13 protein-coding genes are annotated in these 16,795 nt (G+C 61.0%); 6 read left to right on the top strand and 7 right to left on the bottom strand.

Annotated features, from left to right (window positions below):
• Positions 1-111 precede the first annotated feature (111 nt).
• The gene (locus AC1Z36_RS16805; RefSeq protein WP_105657459.1) at positions 112-741 is read right to left on the bottom strand and encodes a carbonic anhydrase; all 630 of its coding nucleotides are present in this window, start codon (positions 739-741) and stop codon (positions 112-114) included.
• A gap of 66 nt (positions 742-807) precedes the next feature.
• Entirely contained in the window at positions 808-1,482 is a 675-nt protein-coding gene (locus AC1Z36_RS16800) for a DUF4245 domain-containing protein (protein WP_332728213.1), read from the bottom strand.
• 156 nt (positions 1,483-1,638) lie between these two features.
• Between AC1Z36_RS16800 and glpX the strand changes: the two genes are divergently transcribed.
• Positions 1,639-2,673 (top strand): class II fructose-bisphosphatase, encoded by a 1,035-nt coding sequence (gene glpX / locus AC1Z36_RS16795; protein WP_105657461.1) that lies wholly within the window; start codon positions 1,639-1,641, stop codon positions 2,671-2,673.
• A 107-nt stretch (positions 2,674-2,780) separates the two neighbouring features.
• On the opposite strand, the gene manA is transcribed toward glpX, so the two are convergent.
• The 4 genes from manA to AC1Z36_RS16775 form a co-directional block, all read right to left on the bottom strand.
• Positions 2,781-3,989, bottom strand: a complete 1,209-nt coding sequence (gene manA / locus AC1Z36_RS16790; protein ID WP_483561480.1) for a mannose-6-phosphate isomerase, class I — start codon at positions 3,987-3,989, stop codon at positions 2,781-2,783.
• Between the two features lie 66 nt (positions 3,990-4,055).
• On the bottom strand, positions 4,056-5,681 hold the full coding sequence (locus AC1Z36_RS16785; protein WP_105661716.1) for an LCP family glycopolymer transferase: 1,626 nt from the start codon (positions 5,679-5,681) through the stop codon (positions 4,056-4,058).
• 17 nt (positions 5,682-5,698) lie between these two features.
• A complete protein-coding gene (gene purE / locus AC1Z36_RS16780) occupies positions 5,699-6,229 on the bottom strand; it encodes a 5-(carboxyamino)imidazole ribonucleotide mutase (protein WP_105657464.1) in 531 nt (176 codons plus the stop codon).
• Positions 6,230-6,303: 74 nt separating this feature from the next.
• A complete protein-coding gene (locus tag AC1Z36_RS16775) occupies positions 6,304-7,464 on the bottom strand; it encodes a 5-(carboxyamino)imidazole ribonucleotide synthase (protein WP_402735629.1) in 1,161 nt (386 codons plus the stop codon).
• A 176-nt stretch (positions 7,465-7,640) separates the two neighbouring features.
• On the opposite strand from AC1Z36_RS16775, the gene AC1Z36_RS16770 reads away from it, so the two are divergent.
• Positions 7,641-8,210: a GtrA family protein gene (locus AC1Z36_RS16770; protein ID WP_105657466.1), complete on the top strand. Its 570-nt coding sequence runs from the start codon at positions 7,641-7,643 to the stop codon at positions 8,208-8,210.
• On the opposite strand, the gene AC1Z36_RS16765 is transcribed toward AC1Z36_RS16770, so the two are convergent.
• Positions 8,207-8,935: a TIGR03089 family protein gene (locus AC1Z36_RS16765; RefSeq protein ID WP_146112920.1), complete on the bottom strand. Its 729-nt coding sequence runs from the start codon at positions 8,933-8,935 to the stop codon at positions 8,207-8,209. The genes AC1Z36_RS16770 and AC1Z36_RS16765 overlap by 4 nt on opposite strands.
• 288 nt (positions 8,936-9,223) lie before the next feature.
• Between AC1Z36_RS16765 and AC1Z36_RS16760 the strand changes: the two genes are divergently transcribed.
• The 4 genes from AC1Z36_RS16760 to AC1Z36_RS16745 are packed head-to-tail and all read left to right on the top strand — an operon-like array spanning position 9,224 to position 16,795.
• Positions 9,224-9,748 carry a WhiB family transcriptional regulator gene (locus AC1Z36_RS16760; RefSeq protein WP_105657494.1) on the top strand — a complete coding sequence of 175 codons (525 nt, stop codon included), beginning with the start codon at positions 9,224-9,226 and terminating at the stop codon, positions 9,746-9,748.
• Positions 9,694-13,218 (top strand): glycosyltransferase family 2 protein, encoded by a 3,525-nt coding sequence (locus tag AC1Z36_RS16755; RefSeq protein WP_483561981.1) that lies wholly within the window; start codon positions 9,694-9,696, stop codon positions 13,216-13,218. Before AC1Z36_RS16760 ends, AC1Z36_RS16755 begins: the two co-directional genes overlap by 55 nt.
• Positions 13,218-15,839 (top strand): DUF5719 family protein, encoded by a 2,622-nt coding sequence (locus tag AC1Z36_RS16750; protein WP_402741655.1) that lies wholly within the window; start codon positions 13,218-13,220, stop codon positions 15,837-15,839. The genes AC1Z36_RS16755 and AC1Z36_RS16750 overlap by 1 nt, the downstream gene beginning before the upstream one ends.
• 26 nt (positions 15,840-15,865) lie before the next feature.
• Positions 15,866-16,795, top strand: a complete 930-nt coding sequence (locus tag AC1Z36_RS16745) for a COX15/CtaA family protein (protein ID WP_483561479.1) — start codon at positions 15,866-15,868, stop codon at positions 16,793-16,795.

The following is a 16,795-nucleotide window of genomic DNA, read 5'->3' as shown; positions in this document are numbered from 1 at the left end:
AACCGTCATCGAATGACAGGTCTCTGACGTAAACATCACAACCAACAGTGACGCTTCACCGATTTGGGAATAAAAGCCGTTTTACAAGGCTTTTCCTGAAGCTTGGAGCTTCTAGTCGAGGCCCAGGCTGGAGACCAGCTGGGCACGGCCATCGTGCAGGTGGTAGGCAACGCCGGCGACCGCGGTGCGGCCCTCTTCGATGGCCAGCGCGATGATGCTGGACAGGTCGACGAGACGGTCGGTGGTCTGCTTGACGTGCTCGACAACGGTGCCGTTCACGTCGGTGATGCCCTTGCGTTCGGCGGCATGGACTGAAGGGGTGATGTGCTCGACCAGGTCGCGAACGAAGCCCTTGGGCATGTTGCCAGTTTCCTTGGCTTGGATGGCGCTGGTAATCGCACCGCAGGAGTTATGCCCGAGGATGACGATCAACGGTACGTTCAGGGCGTCAACGGCGAATTCCAATGAACCGAGGCTTGCTGGATCCAGGACATGGCCTGCGGTACGCACCACGAACATGTCGCCCAAACCCACATCGAAAATGATCTCTGCCGCAAGGCGGGAATCAGAGCAGCCGAAGATGACAGCGAAAGGTTCCTGGCCGGAGATCAACTTCTGCCGTCGAGCACTGTCCTGGTTGGGGTGCTGGGTATCTTCGTTGACGAAACGGAAATTGCCGGCGCTGAGCTTTTCCCAAGCCTCTTTAGGCGTCAGGGTCGGTTGTGTTGATTCAGAGAGCATGACTCAGATTCTACGGGATGCTGTTCGAATATCGAATATATGACTGGCTTTTCCCGTGAACGTGACTTAATCCAGCTCGCTAGCGACCTGTTCGGCAACACTGTTCAGCTGTTCGGCCGAGGTGTCACTGGAAAGTACGACGGTGGAGTCCTTGAACTCGGAGATCAGGTACGTGCTCTGGTCCTTGGTGCGCACTTCCCACTGCGCTCCGCCGATGGTGCGAGTTTCGGTGGGCGTCGCCGCATCGGTGATCAGGGCTATCCATGTCGGGTTGGCGTCAGCAGCTTGGCGAACCCACACGAAGTTCTTGTCTTCGAAGACGAGGCCGCATTCCCAATAGGGGACACCCTGTGCAGTGTTAGCCTGCCAGCGAGCGAAGTTCGCATATGCCTTGTCGCCCAGTTCCGGGGCGAAGATCTCAAAGCCAGAAATCTGTTCCGTCTGTTCCGCGGTGGCCTGCAGGTTGACGTCGCTTTCAAACGCGTCGTCCTTGGGCGGCGGGTTGAGCATGAGCACCGGAATGAGTATGGCAACCGTGAAGCCGATGGACAGCACCATGCCCTTGAAGGTCTGGTTCGCGCGCTTGGCCTGCTTCTCGGTGAGCTGCGGCTTGTACGGCAGATCCTCGAAGGTGGCATTCGGATCGTCGAGGCTTCGAGGGGACGCAGCAGGCGTCTGGGTACCGTTGACCGTGTTGCCGGTAGCCGGGACGCTGTTCTCGGTGTTCTTCTCAGGTTGCACGCCTTCCATTCTCCCCGAAGATTCTGTGGAATTCGAACCAGAGTGCCCAAACGCACGTCGAACTATGAGCAGGCACTCCCGACACGAACTGTAAAGCGAAAACTCTAGAGGATAGAATGTCCTTGTTTGCATAGGCGCAATGACTACGACTCAGTGATGGGATCTTTCGTGACCGAAAAGAACAATTATGCCCACCTTTCTCCGCGACTGTCGGTTTCCGACGCGGAGCCGGACCGCAACCTAGCACTGGAGCTGGTGCGTGCAACCGAAGCGGCAGCCATCGCTTCCTCGCCGTGGGTCGGATTCGGTGACAAGAATGCCGCAGACGGTGCCGCAGTCGACGCCATGCGCGGCTTGCTGTCCACCGTGAACTTCAACGGCGTTGTCGTGATTGGCGAAGGTGAAAAAGACGAAGCTCCAATGCTGTTCAACGGAGAACAGGTTGGCAGCGGCACCGGCGCCGAATGCGACGTCGCAGTCGACCCGATTGACGGAACCCGTCTGACCGCGCTGGGCCTGAACAACGCCCTGTCCGTGTTGGCCGTCGCCGACCGCGGTTCGATGTTCGACCCCTCCGCCGTGTTCTACATGGAGAAGCTGGTCACCGGGCCAGAGGCAGCCGAGCTCGTTGACCTCCGCCTGCCAGTGAAGCAGAACCTGCATCTGATCGCCAAGGCCAAGGGCAAGAAGGTCAGCCAGGTGACTGTGACCATCCTGGACCGCCCACGCCACGCTGGCCTGATCGAGGAGATCCGCGCGGCTGGTGCCCGCACCAAGCTGATTATGGACGGTGACGTTGCCGGCGCCATCGCCGCAACCCGCGAAGGCACCGGCGTTGACGCGCTGATGGGTGTCGGCGGCACCCCTGAAGGCATCGTGACCGCCTGCGCTATCAAGGCGCTGGGCGGCGTGATCCAGGGCCGCCTGTGGCCAACTGATGACGACGAGAAGCAGAAGGCCATCGACGCCGGCCACGAATTGGGCCGCGTGCTGACCACGAACGACTTGGTGACCTCGGATAACTGCTACTTCGCTGCGACCGGCATCACCGATGGCGACCTGCTGCGCGGTGTCCGCTACAAGGACAACCGCATCCACACCCAGTCGATCGTCATGCGTGCCAAGTCCGGCACCATCCGCTTCGTCGAGGGTGAGCACCACCAGGATAAGTGGGAAGCCTACACCCGCTAATCCGCATCTGATTGCAAAACTGCGAGCCATGGACTTGATTCAAGTCCATGGCTCGCAGTTTTGCGTTTGGCCCCTATAGTGCCACGAAGGGCCTCAGGGCAGTGCGGCTAGTCGATCTGGGCGCTGGCTGCGAAGAGCTGGCCCGGAACGGTGCCCTGCAAGATGGCGGTGGCTGGCAGTTCGGCCGCGGTGAGGAACAACGACTGCCCGCGGCTGATGCTGCGTTCGCTTTCACGCGTGGCTACCAGGAACTCACCGGCGGTGCACAGCAGCACAGCGGCACCATGCAACTGCAGATCAGCGGCAAGGCCCGGCTCTATGGGATCGAGTACCTGCAGCTGGAACTCTTCGAAGTCGGGCTTGTACAAGCGGTCATGGGTATCAAGGGCCACCGGCTCCAGGATCGGGGCAGGGGAGGGGGCAGCAATGGTGACATCCAGCAGTTCGGGAACATCGATATGCTTGCTGGTCAGGCCACCACGCAGCACATTATCCGAATTGGCCATGACCTCGATTCCCAAACCGCGCAGGTAGGCGTGGACGTTGCCGGCGCCCAGGCTGATGGCCTGGCCAGGCTCCAGGAAGATCAAATTCAGCAGCAGTGCGACCAAGACCCCCGGATCGCCAGGATAGATCTTGTTGATCGAGGCTAGCTCGGCGAAATGGGCATTGCCGTGCAATTCAGGGCTGCCTGCCACTGCTTCGCTGATCTGCGCTACCAGCTGGGAAATTTCGTCCCCCGCGGTCAGCACATGCTTGAAAGTCCGGGCCAGCGGATCGGTGCCCTGCAGCAGGTCGAGCAGGCGGCCTATCGGTGCATGCGCCGAGTCCGGCAGCTGCGCGGCCAGGATCTGCAGGTCTTCAACAATCTGCGCTGGTTGGCGGAAGCCCGATAGCGCCACGAAGTCGGTCAGGGCAAAGAGCATCTCCGGCTTGTGGTTGTCATCGCGGTAGTTGCGGTCAGCAGCATCCAAAGGCTTGCCGTCCGCGTTTTCCTGGGCGAAACGCTCTTGCGCCTGCTTCAGCGTGGGGTGCGTCTGGATCGACAGCGGCTGGGTCGCCGAGAGCACCTTGAACAGGTAGGGCAGACGTCCGTAGCGCTGGGCGACTGCTGAACCCAATATGTGCTCTGGATCCTGGGCGATGAAATCATTGAGCGCTGTCCCGCTATCGGAGATCCGGCTCGGGCACCCGGGATGGGCACCGAGCCACATCTCGGCCTGCGGGGTGGTTTCCGCGGGCAGATCGAGCAGATCGGAAATCTGCGAAGCAGATCCCCAGTGGTAGTCCCTAATCGCGTTTTTCAACTCGAACACGTCTTTTGACCATAGCCTTTCAGGAGCGGTAGTTGGGTCGCATGGCGGTCGGGGGGTCTTGACCGTTTACGGAACCGAGCATTCGTCGTTATTGGCTGCGATCTCTGAAATCAACGTGCGGTAGCCGGCCATTTCCAATTGCACCAAGTACTCTTCGGTGATCGGGCTGCCATCTGGCTGGGTGAATTCCGGGCTGTCCTCTTTCGACAGCTTCGGAGCATTGTTCACGTCAGTGGTTTCCGGCGCTTCTTCGGAAGCCTGGGTTGTTTCTTCCGGAGCCGAGGACTTGGAGGTGTCCTCGCTCTTTTCAGGATTGTCCTTCTTCTTTTCCTTCTTCTTCTCCGGCTCGTTCTGCTTTGCGATCAACGTCTGGATACGCTCTTGCAGCTTGTCGAAGTCGGGGTAGGTGGAGAAGCTGCGTTCGAAGTCCGGCGCACCGAGGGTCAAGCGGGCCATTGGCTCCTTGGATACCTTCTCGGCCAGGGATACGAAGGAACCGAGCTGACCTGCTGGAATGTCGGTTTCAACCAGCTGTTCACCGGCGGACATGATCGAAGTGAAATTGCTCAGGATCGTTTGCGGCTTGAACTGCTTGATGATTCCCTGCTGCAAGCACTGCTGGCGCTTGATGCGGTGGTAGTCATCGGTGAAGTCGCGTGAGCGAGCAAACCACAATGCCTGCTTGCCGGTGAATTCGTGGGTGCCCGGTGCGAACCAGTGCGTGCGCACGGTGCTGTTTTCGTGGTATTTCCCGTTGTAGGGAACCCATCCGCCGGAGTCGATGGTGACCCCGCCCAATGCGTCGACAAACTGCTCGAACCCGGCCATGTTGATCATGACGTAGCCCTGGACAGGGAGCCCCGTGGTGCCTTCCAGCGCGTCCATGGCAGCTTGCGCGCCGACGTTCTTCACGGTCTCGGGGAAAGCATCCGCGTGCTCGGTTTCGGCATTGCGGTAGATGGCGTTGAAGATGCATTCGTCGCCGCAGTTGTAGCCTTCGGGCCAGATCTTCTCCATGGGCGAGCCCGGGGCGAAGCGTGCGCTCTGGAAGTTGCGCGGCACCGAGATCAGCAGGCTCTTGCCGGTTTTGGCATCAACAGAAAGCAGAGCCGCAACGTCGGTGCGGACGCCTTCGCGGTTGGCACCGGAGTCGGCACCGAACACTGCGATGTTGTAGCGCCCGTCGACTGGCTCGAAGGCGGGTCCTTCATCGAATACGGCCACAATGGTTTCGCGTCCGGTATTCAGCAGCGAGGCGCCGTAGATGAAGACACCGCTGGTGGCCACCACGGCTGCCAGGGTGAAAATGGTAACGATGGCACGCATGCCAGGGGCCAGCAGCTTAGGCCGGATAATCACCAAGGTGTTGATGAACATGATCAGCCAGCCCAGGGCCAGCGTGCCGAGCACGATGATCAAGAACAGCTGGAAGTTCGGGTGGGCAACCCAGCCGAGAATGATCGAACGATCAATGAAGTACAGGGCAACCAGCGCAAGAATGGCCAGCCAGCAGGCCATGGTGATGGACACTGCGATCCGTCCAAGCTTGCGATTTCCCGCGACCAGCTGAGCGCCGCCGGGGAAGAAGATGGTCAGCAGGACCAGGATCAGAGCCCGCTTGCTGCGCTGCGGAGAGCTGATGGTCTCCGGCTGGCGCAACGGACTTGGTGCGCGGTGACTGGCAGAACCCATGTACTTTTGGACTTTCCCTAGGAAGCGAAATTCTCGTTGGCAACTTCAGCGCGCAAAGCCGAACCCTTGGCATGGGCTTGCTCGCGCAGTGAATCTGCAAACTGAAGCAACTTTACCTGTAACGATTCGGCTAGCTCATCGGTTCCCGCTGCGAGCATGCGCACAGCCAGCAGGCCGGCATTGCGTGCTCCGCCAATGGAAACAGTTGCTACGGGGACTCCTGCAGGCATCTGGACGATGGAGAGCAGGGAGTCCATTCCATCTAGTTTAGCCAGTGGAACTGGAACTCCGATCACCGGCAGCGGTGTAACAGCTGCAAGCATGCCCGGAAGATGCGCTGCACCGCCTGCGCCGGCGATGATTGCGCGCAGTCCGCGTTCGTGGGCTTTCTTGCCGTAATCGATCATTTCTTCTGGCATGCGGTGCGCCGAAACGACGTCCGCTTCAAAAGGGATTCCGAATTCGGCCAGTGCCTGTGCGGCCAGGCGCATGACCGGCCAATCGGAATCAGAACCCATTACGAGGCCGACCAGTGGTGCTTCAGACATGAGATATTTCCTTGCGGTGTTCTAGTAAGAGCCGCTGCCCGGTACGCGGCAGCGGCTCTTGATCAAAATAAAGTCTAGACGGCGGCTTCGATGCCGTCGCGGATGAGCGCGGCAACCTTATTGGCCTGCGAACGAAGTTCATCTACGCTTTGCCCGGCGTTAGCCACAACGTTGACGTGGCCGATCTTGCGGCCCGGGCGCACGGACTTGCCGTAGGCATGGACTTTGACTTCTGGCGCGGCGGCCAAGGCGGCTTGGAAAGCCGAGTAGAGGTCCTGGTTGGCGCCGCCGAGATAGTTCTTCATCACAGTCACGCCCAGCTCGCGGGTTTCGCCCAGCGGCAGATCCAGGACCGCACGCAGGTGCTGCTCGAATTGGCTGGTGACCGAACCGTTCATGGTCCAGTGGCCGGTGTTGTGCGGGCGCATGGCCAATTCGTTGATCACGAAACCGGCTCCTGAACCTGGGGTTTCAAAGAGCTCTGCGGCCATGACTCCGGTGACGCCGAATTCTTCGGCGATGCGCAAGGCCGCATCGGCTGCGGTGGCTGCGGTGGCTTCGTCAATATCCTGGGCAGGCGCGATCACTTCATCGCAGACTCCATCAACCTGGATGGTGTGGACCACGGGCCAAGCCTTGGCCTCGCCTGAAGGGGTGCGGGCTACCAACGCGGAAAGTTCGCGGGAGAACTCGACCTTGTCCTCGGCCAGCAGCGGGCCATGGGCGAACCAGTCGGCGGAATCCCTGGCGTCTTGGGCATTGTCCAGCATGCGCACGCCCTTGCCGTCGTAGCCGCCGCGCGGGGTCTTGAGCACAATGGGCCAGCCGGTCTGCTCACCGAAAGCGATCAGGGCATCGACATCGTCAACCTTGGCCCACGCAGGGTTCGGTAGTCCGAGGCGTTCGATGGCCTCGCGCATGACCAGCTTGTCCTGGGCATGGATCAGCGCAGCCGGACGGGGCTGGATGTTGACGCCCTCATTGATCAGGGTGGTCAAGAATTCGTTGGGCACGTGCTCGTGGTCAAAGGTGACAACGTCCTTGCCCTTGGCGAATTCACGCAGGGTTTCGAGGTCTTTGTAGTCGCCTACAGGAGCGTCGGGAACGCTTCGCGCAGCCGAAACATCAGGACCTTCGGCAAGAACATGCAGTTCGAAACCTAGGTTCAGGGCCTCGGGGGCCATCATTCGGGCTAGCTGCCCGCCACCAATCACACCAATTTTTGGAAAGCTCACGATTACAAGGGTATCGAAAGCGACGTTGAGAATCGCATGCGCGTTGTCTGATTACTCTCACAATTCGGTCAATTTCCAGAAAGTGCCGATAAAATAGCAAGATCGCGCGCTTCTCGTAGTGCTTAGCGCGCCTTGTTACTGCTAGCCAGACGGGAACAATATTCCCTGGAGGACAATTGCTCGAGCGCATCAAACTCAAAATAGCCGGACTCATCTCGTTGCTGTGGCGCGAGGTGGCGAAGTTCGGCGTCGTCGGTGGCGTTGCGTTCATCATCGACTCGGGGATCTACGTCTGGCTCCTGCACGGTTCCATGAGCGATTCCCAGGTTAAAGCGAAAATCATTGCTGGCGTCGTCGCGACGATGTTCTCTTGGGTGGCCAACCGCTACTGGACTTTCCGCCACCGCCGCCAGGCCAATGTGGTGCGCGAGCTCGTGATGTTCATCATCATGAATGCCATCGGCTTGGGCATTGCCGCGGCCTGCGTATGGGTCACCAAATACTGGCTGGGCTTGACCGATCCCACCTCGGTGTTCATTGCCGGTTCGGTAGTCGGCTTGGTGCTCGGCACCATCTTCCGTTTCTTCGCCTACCGTTTCTGGGTCTTCGGCAGCGCGATGGATGCGGAGGAAGAATTCGCCCACGACCACGAAGTTCTGGGCAATCACAAGGCCGATACCGGCGCTGACGCAGCGCACTCCGCTGGCCAGGCCGATACCGGCACGGTACCGACGGTGGCTCGCTAATCCGCTGGTTGGTAGTCGAAGTTAATGCGTTCGCCGTCGCGCAGGCGCTGGGTCACTTCCATCCCGTCTTCTACTAGCACAATTCCGTCACCCGCTGCCCACTGGCCAATGGCGAAGGGCAGCAAGGAGAGCACGGGTTGCTGAGCACGCACTAGAATTGTTCCTTGCGCCTTAGCTTCGGTATCGAATAACGCAGCAAGGCTGACCGGGGTGTCACCATTGGTTGCGATGGCTGAGGCATCACCAGTTACTGGCGAGGGATAGAACTGATCCCCGTAGGTACGCACGGAGGCATTGAAGTCTTCTGCGACAGGGCCGAGATCCGAGCCGAAGGACAGCGCGAGAGCTGCCGGGTTCACGGCAAGGATTTCAGAGCTGCTGGGGATGCGCTCATCATCCGGTTGGGCCGTCACCCACACCGATGCCTGCTGTGCATCATCATGCCCAGCATCGACCAGCGTGGCGCCATGGTGCAGCGCGGCCAGGGCCACGACCAGGGACTTCCAATGCGCCGGCAAATCGAGCACCACGATCGAGTCTTCATCGAGGTCGAAAACCTCGCCCAAGAGATTGGCGCTTTTCGCGACCCAATTGTCAAATACCCGTCCGGACAGCTCGATGCGTTCCCCGCTGACGGAGTACCAGGTGAGCCATGGGGAGGCTGAACTGCGCCGCGGCGCGAGAAGATTCTCGACAAATGTTCGTGATTGTAGGCTATTGCTCATTGGATGTCCTTAAATTTAATTACTGAGAATTCACCGAGAATTCAGCCAAGACGGGACTCGCCCACCTCATGTGCGTCTTTTGACGGCGTGTTGTGCCGGGAGTTTCCTGAGAACTCTTCTTAGAATGACCTCCCCGCTTGACTCTAGCGGAGTTACACGGCTGTAATTAGATGGTGAGTCCGGGCAGGTTCATCACTTTTCGCTAGTTCGATGGAATAAATGCTGCCGGATGGATCGGGAGCAATGACGGCCCGATCTCCTCAAACCAATCGAAAGGTCAACATCACCATGGCGAATCTGGAGCAGGGGTACTCCGAATTTTCGACCTCGGCTGTTGCGTCGGCTCAATATGGGCTGGAGGACGCACCATCCGACTGGTTTGTCGATCCTCAAGCCGGTGAGTCCGCACGGGTTGCAGTTGCAGCCGATCTGGAGACCGCGGCCGACAGCTTCCTGAAAGAGCACGACACGTTATCCGACACCGAAGAAATCTCCTCGGTTGGCTCGTGGGCTCCTGAGCTCGACGAGGATGACGAAGTGCGCGAAACCATCAAGGCAGTTTGGCTTGGTGTTGGCGGCGAAGTTGACGAGGGCGAGCTGGGCTGGCAGGCCCGTGCTCTGTGCGCACAGACTGACCCCGAAGCGTTCTTCCCTGAAAAGGGCGGATCGACTCGCGACGCGAAACGCGTCTGCGGCGCATGTGTTGTCCGTTCGGAATGTCTAGAATATGCCTTGAGCAATGACGAGCGCTTCGGAATCTGGGGAGGGCTCTCAGAGCGCGAACGTCGCCGTCTACGGAAACGAGCAATCTAATTCGTCCGCCAATTCACGTCACCGCCATCGTTGCTTCGCACGATGGCGCTGACTTTTTACCACGCACTTTGGCCGCACTGCGAAACCAGTCCCGGCCTATCGAACGCTTCGTCGGAGTTGACGCTTCGTCCTCTGACGCATCGCTAGAGGTCCTGCGGGCGAACTTGCCTTCCAACTCCGCCTTGCTGGTCGCCGATGAAGGATCCTTGGGGCTGTCGCTGGAAGTAGCGGTTTCGCAACTGCCCGAAGCGCGTTTGGACCGTGATGAATGGCTATGGATTATCCATGATGACTCCATGCCTGCTCCCGACGCGCTGGAACAGCTGACTCGGACCGTTGAGGCCTCCGAATCGGTATCCATTGCCGGTTGCAAGCTGCTGGACATCGATAACCCGCGCCATCTGGTCGAGGTGGGTTTGAGCGTGGACCGCAAGGCCCAGCGCCTGACCATGATCGATATCGACGAAGTCGACCAGGGCCAGTACGACGGACGAAGCGATTACTTTGCCGTGTCCTCGGCCGGCATGTTTATCCGGCGCGAGGTCTTTGAGCAGCTGGGCGGATTCGACCCGGCTATTCCGGGCCGTGGCGACGACGTGGACCTATGCTGGCGCAACCGCCTGGCCGGTCACCGCGTGGTCGTGGTGCCAAGTGCCAAGATGTACCACCAGGTCGAGGTCGTCGACTCGCTGGCAGGCCCGCGCGAAGCCAAGCGCTCGGAGGTCTTCCAGCGCTTGAAGTTCGCTTCGCCTTTGGAACTGCCGTTCTTGTGGATTGGATTGCTGCTCGGCGGCATCGGCCACTTCCTCGTAGCATTGCTGGCCAAGGACCCGGGCCATGGCTTCAGCCACCTGGCTTCGGTCCTGCGCGGACTGTTCTCCCCGGGCAAGCTGGCCGCTTCACGTCGCAACGTCGCCCAGATCCGCGAAATTCCACGCCGCCAGGTCCGCAAGCTGATGGTCTCCGGCGCACAGGTGCGCGAATACCGCCGCAATGTGAACACCGGGCGTGCCGATGGCGAGGTCTACGGGGATGGCAGTGGCGCCGACGCGATGGTTGAACCTAGCGGTGACAACTTCTCCGACTTCGTGCGAATCGCCCGTCCGCCGCGCACCACCGCAGTACTCTCGCTGATTCTGGCACTCTTGCTCTCCGGGGCCGCTTCGCTGGTTGCTTGGCGCAGCCTGCTTGGATCCACTGCTTTGTCCGGCGGCGCGCTGCGCCCGCTGTCCAACAGCAACCAGGAAATCGGCGCCAACGCCCTATCGTGGTGGCAGAACATCACCACCGGATTGAGCGCTCCGCCGGATAACTCCGATGTGCTGTTCTGGCTTTTCTCGCTGGTGACTTTCAACCATGCCAACGAAGCTTCGATCTATCTCTTCTTCGCCGCGATGCCGTTGGCCGCCCTGACCGCGTGGTGGGGCATTGGCGCGGTGAGCCGTTCGCGTGCTGTCCGGTTCTTCGCCGCATTGATCTGGGCCCTGTTGCCTTCGCTGGTCTCTTCGCTGGCCTCGGGACGAGTCGGCTCGGTATTGATCCACATCTTGCTGCCGCTGTTCTTCCTGGCAATTATCCGTGCCATGAATGCCCATGTGGCCATCGAAGGCGCGAAGCCCAAGAACCCGAAGCAGCAATCCGTATCCGCATGGACCGCTTCGGCTAGCGCCGCCTTGCTGCTCTGGGTGATCTCCGCCGGTTCCGTTTCATTCTTCCTGACCGCCAGCATCCTGATTTACGTTTTGGCCATCTTCTCGGTGCGCCGCGCACGCAGCCTGTGGTGGATCCCGCTGCCTGCAATCGTGTGGAATCTTCCGCTGCTGTTTGCCGGCCTGGGCGATCTGCGGCTGCTGTTCACCGAGCCCGGTGCGGCGCGCGCGTTCTCGCCAGCTGCCCCATGGCAGATGCTGCTGGGCTTCCCGGAATCCTTCAACGCCAACGCCTCGCTGGTGGGTTGGGACTTCCTGCCCGCCGGTCCGTGGGCTTTGGTCGCCGCACTGCTGGTCGGGGCTCCAATCATCGTGCTGGCTGTTTTCGGGACCTTGAGTTCTTCGCTCAGCCACAGTTCCAGCATGCGCCGGAACTCCCGCCGCCTGCTGTGGGGCGCAGTCCTGTCGCTGGCAGCGGGATGGGCCGTCGGTTTTGTCCCGTTCACCTTGGACTCGCACACCGCGGTGAGCGCCTACACCGGTCCGTTCGTCTCCTTTGCCATGTTTGCATTGCTTGCAGCTGCCGCCAACGCGCTAGCTGCCCTGCGCCATGAAGATCAGCCGCGCTCGATGCGGACGCAGGGTTCTCGTCCGGCGATGGGCCTGATGGCCGCATTCAGCGTGATCGCGGTTCTCGCTTCCGGCGCCGTGCTGCTTGGCGCCCAGCTGAATCCGGCCGCGGAGTCCGAAACGCTGACGTCCCTGAATTCGGCCCAGCAGGTCCACAGCTCCCAGCCTCGCACCCTGCCTGCCACGGCAGCCGATGCGGGCCGCTCCGAATTCCAGAAGCGCACCTTGGTGCTCAGCCCGCGTTCCTCCGGTGAAATCGACAGCCAGTTGGTTTCGGGTTCCGGTGAAACCCTGGACAGCATCAGCCGCTACTCGCAGGTCAAGCAAATGACCGGACCGCTGCTGGATCCTGAACGCAATGAAGCTTCTGCCACCGCGCAGGTTCAGAGCAAAGCCGTAGCGATGCTGCTCTCCGAGTCTGCATTGGATTCGCGCGAATCGTTGCGCGACTTGGGCGTGGGCTTTGTCGTGCTCAACGAGACTGGTGAATCTGTCCCAGCGACCGTTCGCATCCTGGATGCGGCCACTGGGCTGGCATCGGTCGGCCAGACCGACAGCGGCTGGTTGTGGCGAGTGGATTATGAAGCCGATGAAGAGAATCAGGGCGCTGGATTTGCCCGCGTTGTCGCTGAAAACGGAGACGTGAGCGTATTGCCGACCCAGCGTGGCAAGATCGCCAATCTGGAAATTCCGGCTTCTGATGCCAAGCGGACCCTGGTCCTTGCAACAGCGTCGGATCCGAAGCTGCGGGCCAGCGTTGATGGCGAATCCCTGCGTTCGGTGTCCTATCCCGAGGATTCGGAAACTCGATGGGCCCAGGCTTACGAGCTTCCTGCCGAGGGCGGCAAGCTGACGTTGTCGCACAAGGACTCCACGGCCATACCGGTTCTGGTGCTCAGCGCGACAGTTCTGCTGATTACCGTCCTCTTGGCCATTCCGGTGCCAAGCTCGCGGCGATCCGCCAACTACCGCAACAACGAATACCGCTTCCGTGAGCCACGCGACGAAAATGAAGAACTCGCCGACGGCTCGGCCGTTTTGGCGGCCGCCGAAGTCCAGAGCCCGGCTACCGGCACCATGCCACTGAGCCGACGCGAGGCACGCGAACGCGCCAGCGAGATGCGTGAGAACTTGACCCCGAAGCTCAGCGACCGGATTTCGGACGCCGATGCCGAGCAGGAGAAGAAGTAGTGAGCGACGAGAAGAACGTGAACTCAGCGGATTCTGCTGACAAGCCAACTGAACAGACCCCGGCCCCGAAACCGGCCTCCGCGCAACCAGAAGCCAAGGACACCACCCCAGTGTCGGCGACACTATCGCGTGCTGAGACAAAGGCTGCCAAGGCCCGGGCCAAGGTCGATGCCAAATTGGACAAGGCCCGCGCCAAGGAAGCCCAGGCCCGGTCCAAGGCCGAAGCGAAGAACGCCGAGAAAGCGGCGAAGGCTGAAGCCAAGGCCGCTCAGCGGGAAGAACCAAAGGCAAAGCCGCAGCCTGAGGCGAAGTCAGGGAACAAGGACGCCAAGGAAACGGTGCCCACCGCGCAGGCTGCCCAGGCGAAGGCTCAAGGCGAACCGGCGGAACAGAAGCCGGCTCCCAAGCCGGACTCCGTTCAAGCCGGATCGGAGCAGCCCGAGGCTGCGCACGCCAAACTGCCTGCAGCTGATGCAGCCGCCGCGGGCACCACTGATGCAGCTGCGCAGCCGGAACACTCCCAGGGCGCCGAGCCTGCCAAGAACGCCGGCCCAGCCGCGGCTGGAAGCAAGACGGGGCCTGGTGCCGCCCAGGACGCTGGACCGAAGAAGCCTGCAGTCCAGGACCCTGTAGTTGTTCCCGAACCAGTCAAGCCGCCGGCCGCAGAAGCGGCTAGGGCTTCCGGGAAGCAGAACGATGCCGGGGACTCCTCGGGGCAGCAAGGCGCAGCTGCGCAAGTTGCCGGCGTGGCAGCCACTGGTGCCGCAGCTGGCGCTGGTTCCACCGAGGCTGAGAAGAACCAGCCGGCCGGCCCGAAGCCTGGAGAAGAAGCCGCAATGGCATCAGAACCGGAAGATCCGAAGGCTGCCAAGCGCCGCCATCGGCTGGAGAAGGTTCGCGCGCGGAACGCCGCGAAGGAAGAACTTGCCGCTGCCAGTGCGCTGGATGCGCCCGCAGCCGGGCCGCAGGCGGAATCGGTGGACGGCAACGTCTCGAAGCGTCGCCAGAAGCTGGACAAGGCCCGCGCCGCGGCCTCCAAGGATGCGGCTGCCGCGCCGACGCGCAAGAAGACCGGCGCGGTTCTGCTCAGCCTGGTAGCCGTCGCGGCTGCTGGCGCTGCAGTGGGTGCCGGATCAATTTTTGCCCCGGCACCGGCCGAAAAGTCTTTGCCAGCTGCCGTGACGAACCTGCCCGCAGGTGACTCCAGCAGCGTTTGCTCGGCAACCCCGCAGCTGCTCAAGGGCGTGGAAGGCACCGATGCGCAGTTCGCCCCAGGTGCCAAGGACATTTCCAGCAACTTGCGCAGCATTGCTGTTTCGGATCTGGCCAAGCGCATTCCGGGCTCCTCCTTCACCAAGCTCGATGGCAGCGGCGCGCATGAGCTGACTGGACGCATCGCTGAGGATGAAGCTGCCGAGGCCCGTGGCGCTGATGATGAGGGCCTGACCGGCCGCGCCAGCAAGATTTCAACCGCCAACGATATCGATGACGCCCAGGTCTACACCTTGCAGCCGCTGGGCGAACTCGCTTCGAAGGGCAGCGCCGTGCGCAGCTACCAAGCCAAGGATGGCGACCTGGCAGGGCTTGCTGCCGCAACGTGCCAGGCTCCGGCGTCCAACTGGCGATTCACCGGCCTGCAGACAAGTACCGGTTCCACCAGCGTGATGCATTTGGCCAACCCAACGCATACCACTGCCCAGGTGTCCCTGCGGCTTCGCGGTCCAGACGGCTTGATCGACACCTCGACGCTGCAGAACATTGTCCTGGCAGCGGGGGAGAGCCGGGCCATCGTGCTCGGCGGCTACGCGCAGAACCTGAATTCTGTTTCGGCTGAAATCACCAGTGTTGGCGGAAAAATCACTGCATCGGTCCAGCAGGCCGCCCTGCGCGGTTTGACCCCGTCGGGTGTTGAACTGGTCAGCGCCAACGCGACGGCTTCCAACAGCCAGGTGATTCCGGGAGTGTGGATCGAGAGCAAGGAGAATATTTCCAAGCTCAGCAAGGACAACAAGTCCTTGGTTCCACAGCTGCACGTTGCGGCAACCGGTTCCTCGGGCGCTGGATTCAAGGTGAAGGTCCTGGGCGAAGACGGCGAAGTCGCCGCCAGCTTCGACGATAACCTCGCCGTCGACTCCGACGCGACGAAGATTGTGGATCTGACCCAGCTGGCTGGTGGCTATTACACGGTAGTTGTCGAGTCCGATGCTCCGGTCACCGCAGCGGTGAAGATGGTTCGCGGTGCGGACCCGAAGGACTCCTCGGACACTGCCTGGGCGGTGAGCTCCAACGCGCTAGCCGGTACGCAGGCCATGCCGCTGTCGGCTAATGGCACTGGGAAATTCGCCATCGCCGCCGTAGCTGCAGACTCAGCGGTGGAAGCAGTGGTGGTTAATAAGGACGGCAAGCTGGAGGAACCGAAGAAACTCCAGATCAAGGCCGGGCAGAATGTTGTCTTTGATCCGAAATCTGTCTCCGAAGATGCCCAAGCAGTCATCTTCTCGACAGATGCCAACGCTTACCTGGCCCAGCTGGTGCTCGGTTCCGATCGTTCCATCGCTTGGGCTGCCATGCCACAGGCGAATGCCGGACGCGACGGCATTGTGGTGAACATCGGCGGCTAGGAATCCGCCATTAAGGAACTGGATAATTGAAGACCCCTTTCGCATGGCTGGCTGAGCGAATCACGCTGGAACGTAGTTCGCTCAAGGCAGCTTCGCTATCGGCAATGATCGCAGCGATTCTGATTATTGTCGGCGGCGGTGTCGTTCGAGTCACCGGGTCAGGACTAGGCTGCCCCGACTGGCCAACCTGCACCGGCGGCTCCATCGCGCCAACCGCTGAAATGGGGATTCACGCGACCATCGAGTTCGTCAATCGGCTGCTCACCTTTGTCCTGTGCGCAGCGGTTGGTTGGGTCATCATTGCCGCCCGACTGCAACGCGAACCAGTTCCGGGCATCACCCGATGGGCGTGGTTCCAGTTCTGGCTTGTTGTGCTCAATGCGGTCATTGGCGGGATCACCGTCTGGGTGAAACTGAACCCCTACGTAGTTGCCGCCCATTTCCTGGCTGCGACCTTGCTGCTCACTGCCGCTGCGGCCACCTGGGACAAGGTGCAGAATCTGGGAAACGCCGGCTCAAAAGCCAGTACGGATTCGCTGAAGTCGCTGGGAACCTGGTTAGTTGTTCTCAGCGCCCTGCTCGTCATCATTGGCACCGGGGTGACCGGCTCAGGTCCGCATGCCGGAGACTCGGCCGAGGTCCCGCGGATGGGCTTCGACTGGCTGCAGATCACTCTCGTGCATGCCGCAGCAGCCGTGGGCGCACTGGTTGTTGCTATGGTGATGTGGCGTCAAGCAAGAAAAGAACAAGTACCGGACGTGGCGCACAAAGCCAAGCTCTACCTCTGGGTATTGGCCGGACAGGGGCTGCTCGGAGCGATCCAGGCCATGACCAGCCTGCCAGAGCTGTTTGTGGTCGCCCACCTGGTTGGTGCTGCGCTGGTATGGATCGGTGCCGTGCGCGTTGGCCTGGCCTCCCATGCGCCGGGACGTGAAAGCCGGATCCAGGCCAGCTAG

Source organism: Glutamicibacter sp. BS14 (assembly GCF_056934375.1).
Note: the sequence above shows the minus strand (reverse complement) of the source record. Positions and strands in the feature narration are given on the sequence as shown.

What these genes read in the sequence shown, in the direction of transcription:
- purE (WP_105657464.1), bottom strand. Translation starts at nt 6,229, where the DNA reads ATGTCTGAAGCACCACTGGTCGGCCTCGTAATGGGTTCTGATTCCGAT.
- AC1Z36_RS16785 (WP_105661716.1), bottom strand. Translation starts at nt 5,681, where the DNA reads ATGGGTTCTGCCAGTCACCGCGCACCAAGTCCGTTGCGCCAGCCGGAG.
- glpX (WP_105657461.1), top strand. Translation starts at nt 1,639, where the DNA reads ATGGGATCTTTCGTGACCGAAAAGAACAATTATGCCCACCTTTCTCCG.
- AC1Z36_RS16760 (WP_105657494.1), top strand. Translation starts at nt 9,224, where the DNA reads ATGGCGAATCTGGAGCAGGGGTACTCCGAATTTTCGACCTCGGCTGTT.
- AC1Z36_RS16805 (WP_105657459.1), bottom strand. Translation starts at nt 741, where the DNA reads ATGCTCTCTGAATCAACACAACCGACCCTGACGCCTAAAGAGGCTTGG.
- AC1Z36_RS16765 (WP_146112920.1), bottom strand. Translation starts at nt 8,935, where the DNA reads ATGAGCAATAGCCTACAATCACGAACATTTGTCGAGAATCTTCTCGCG.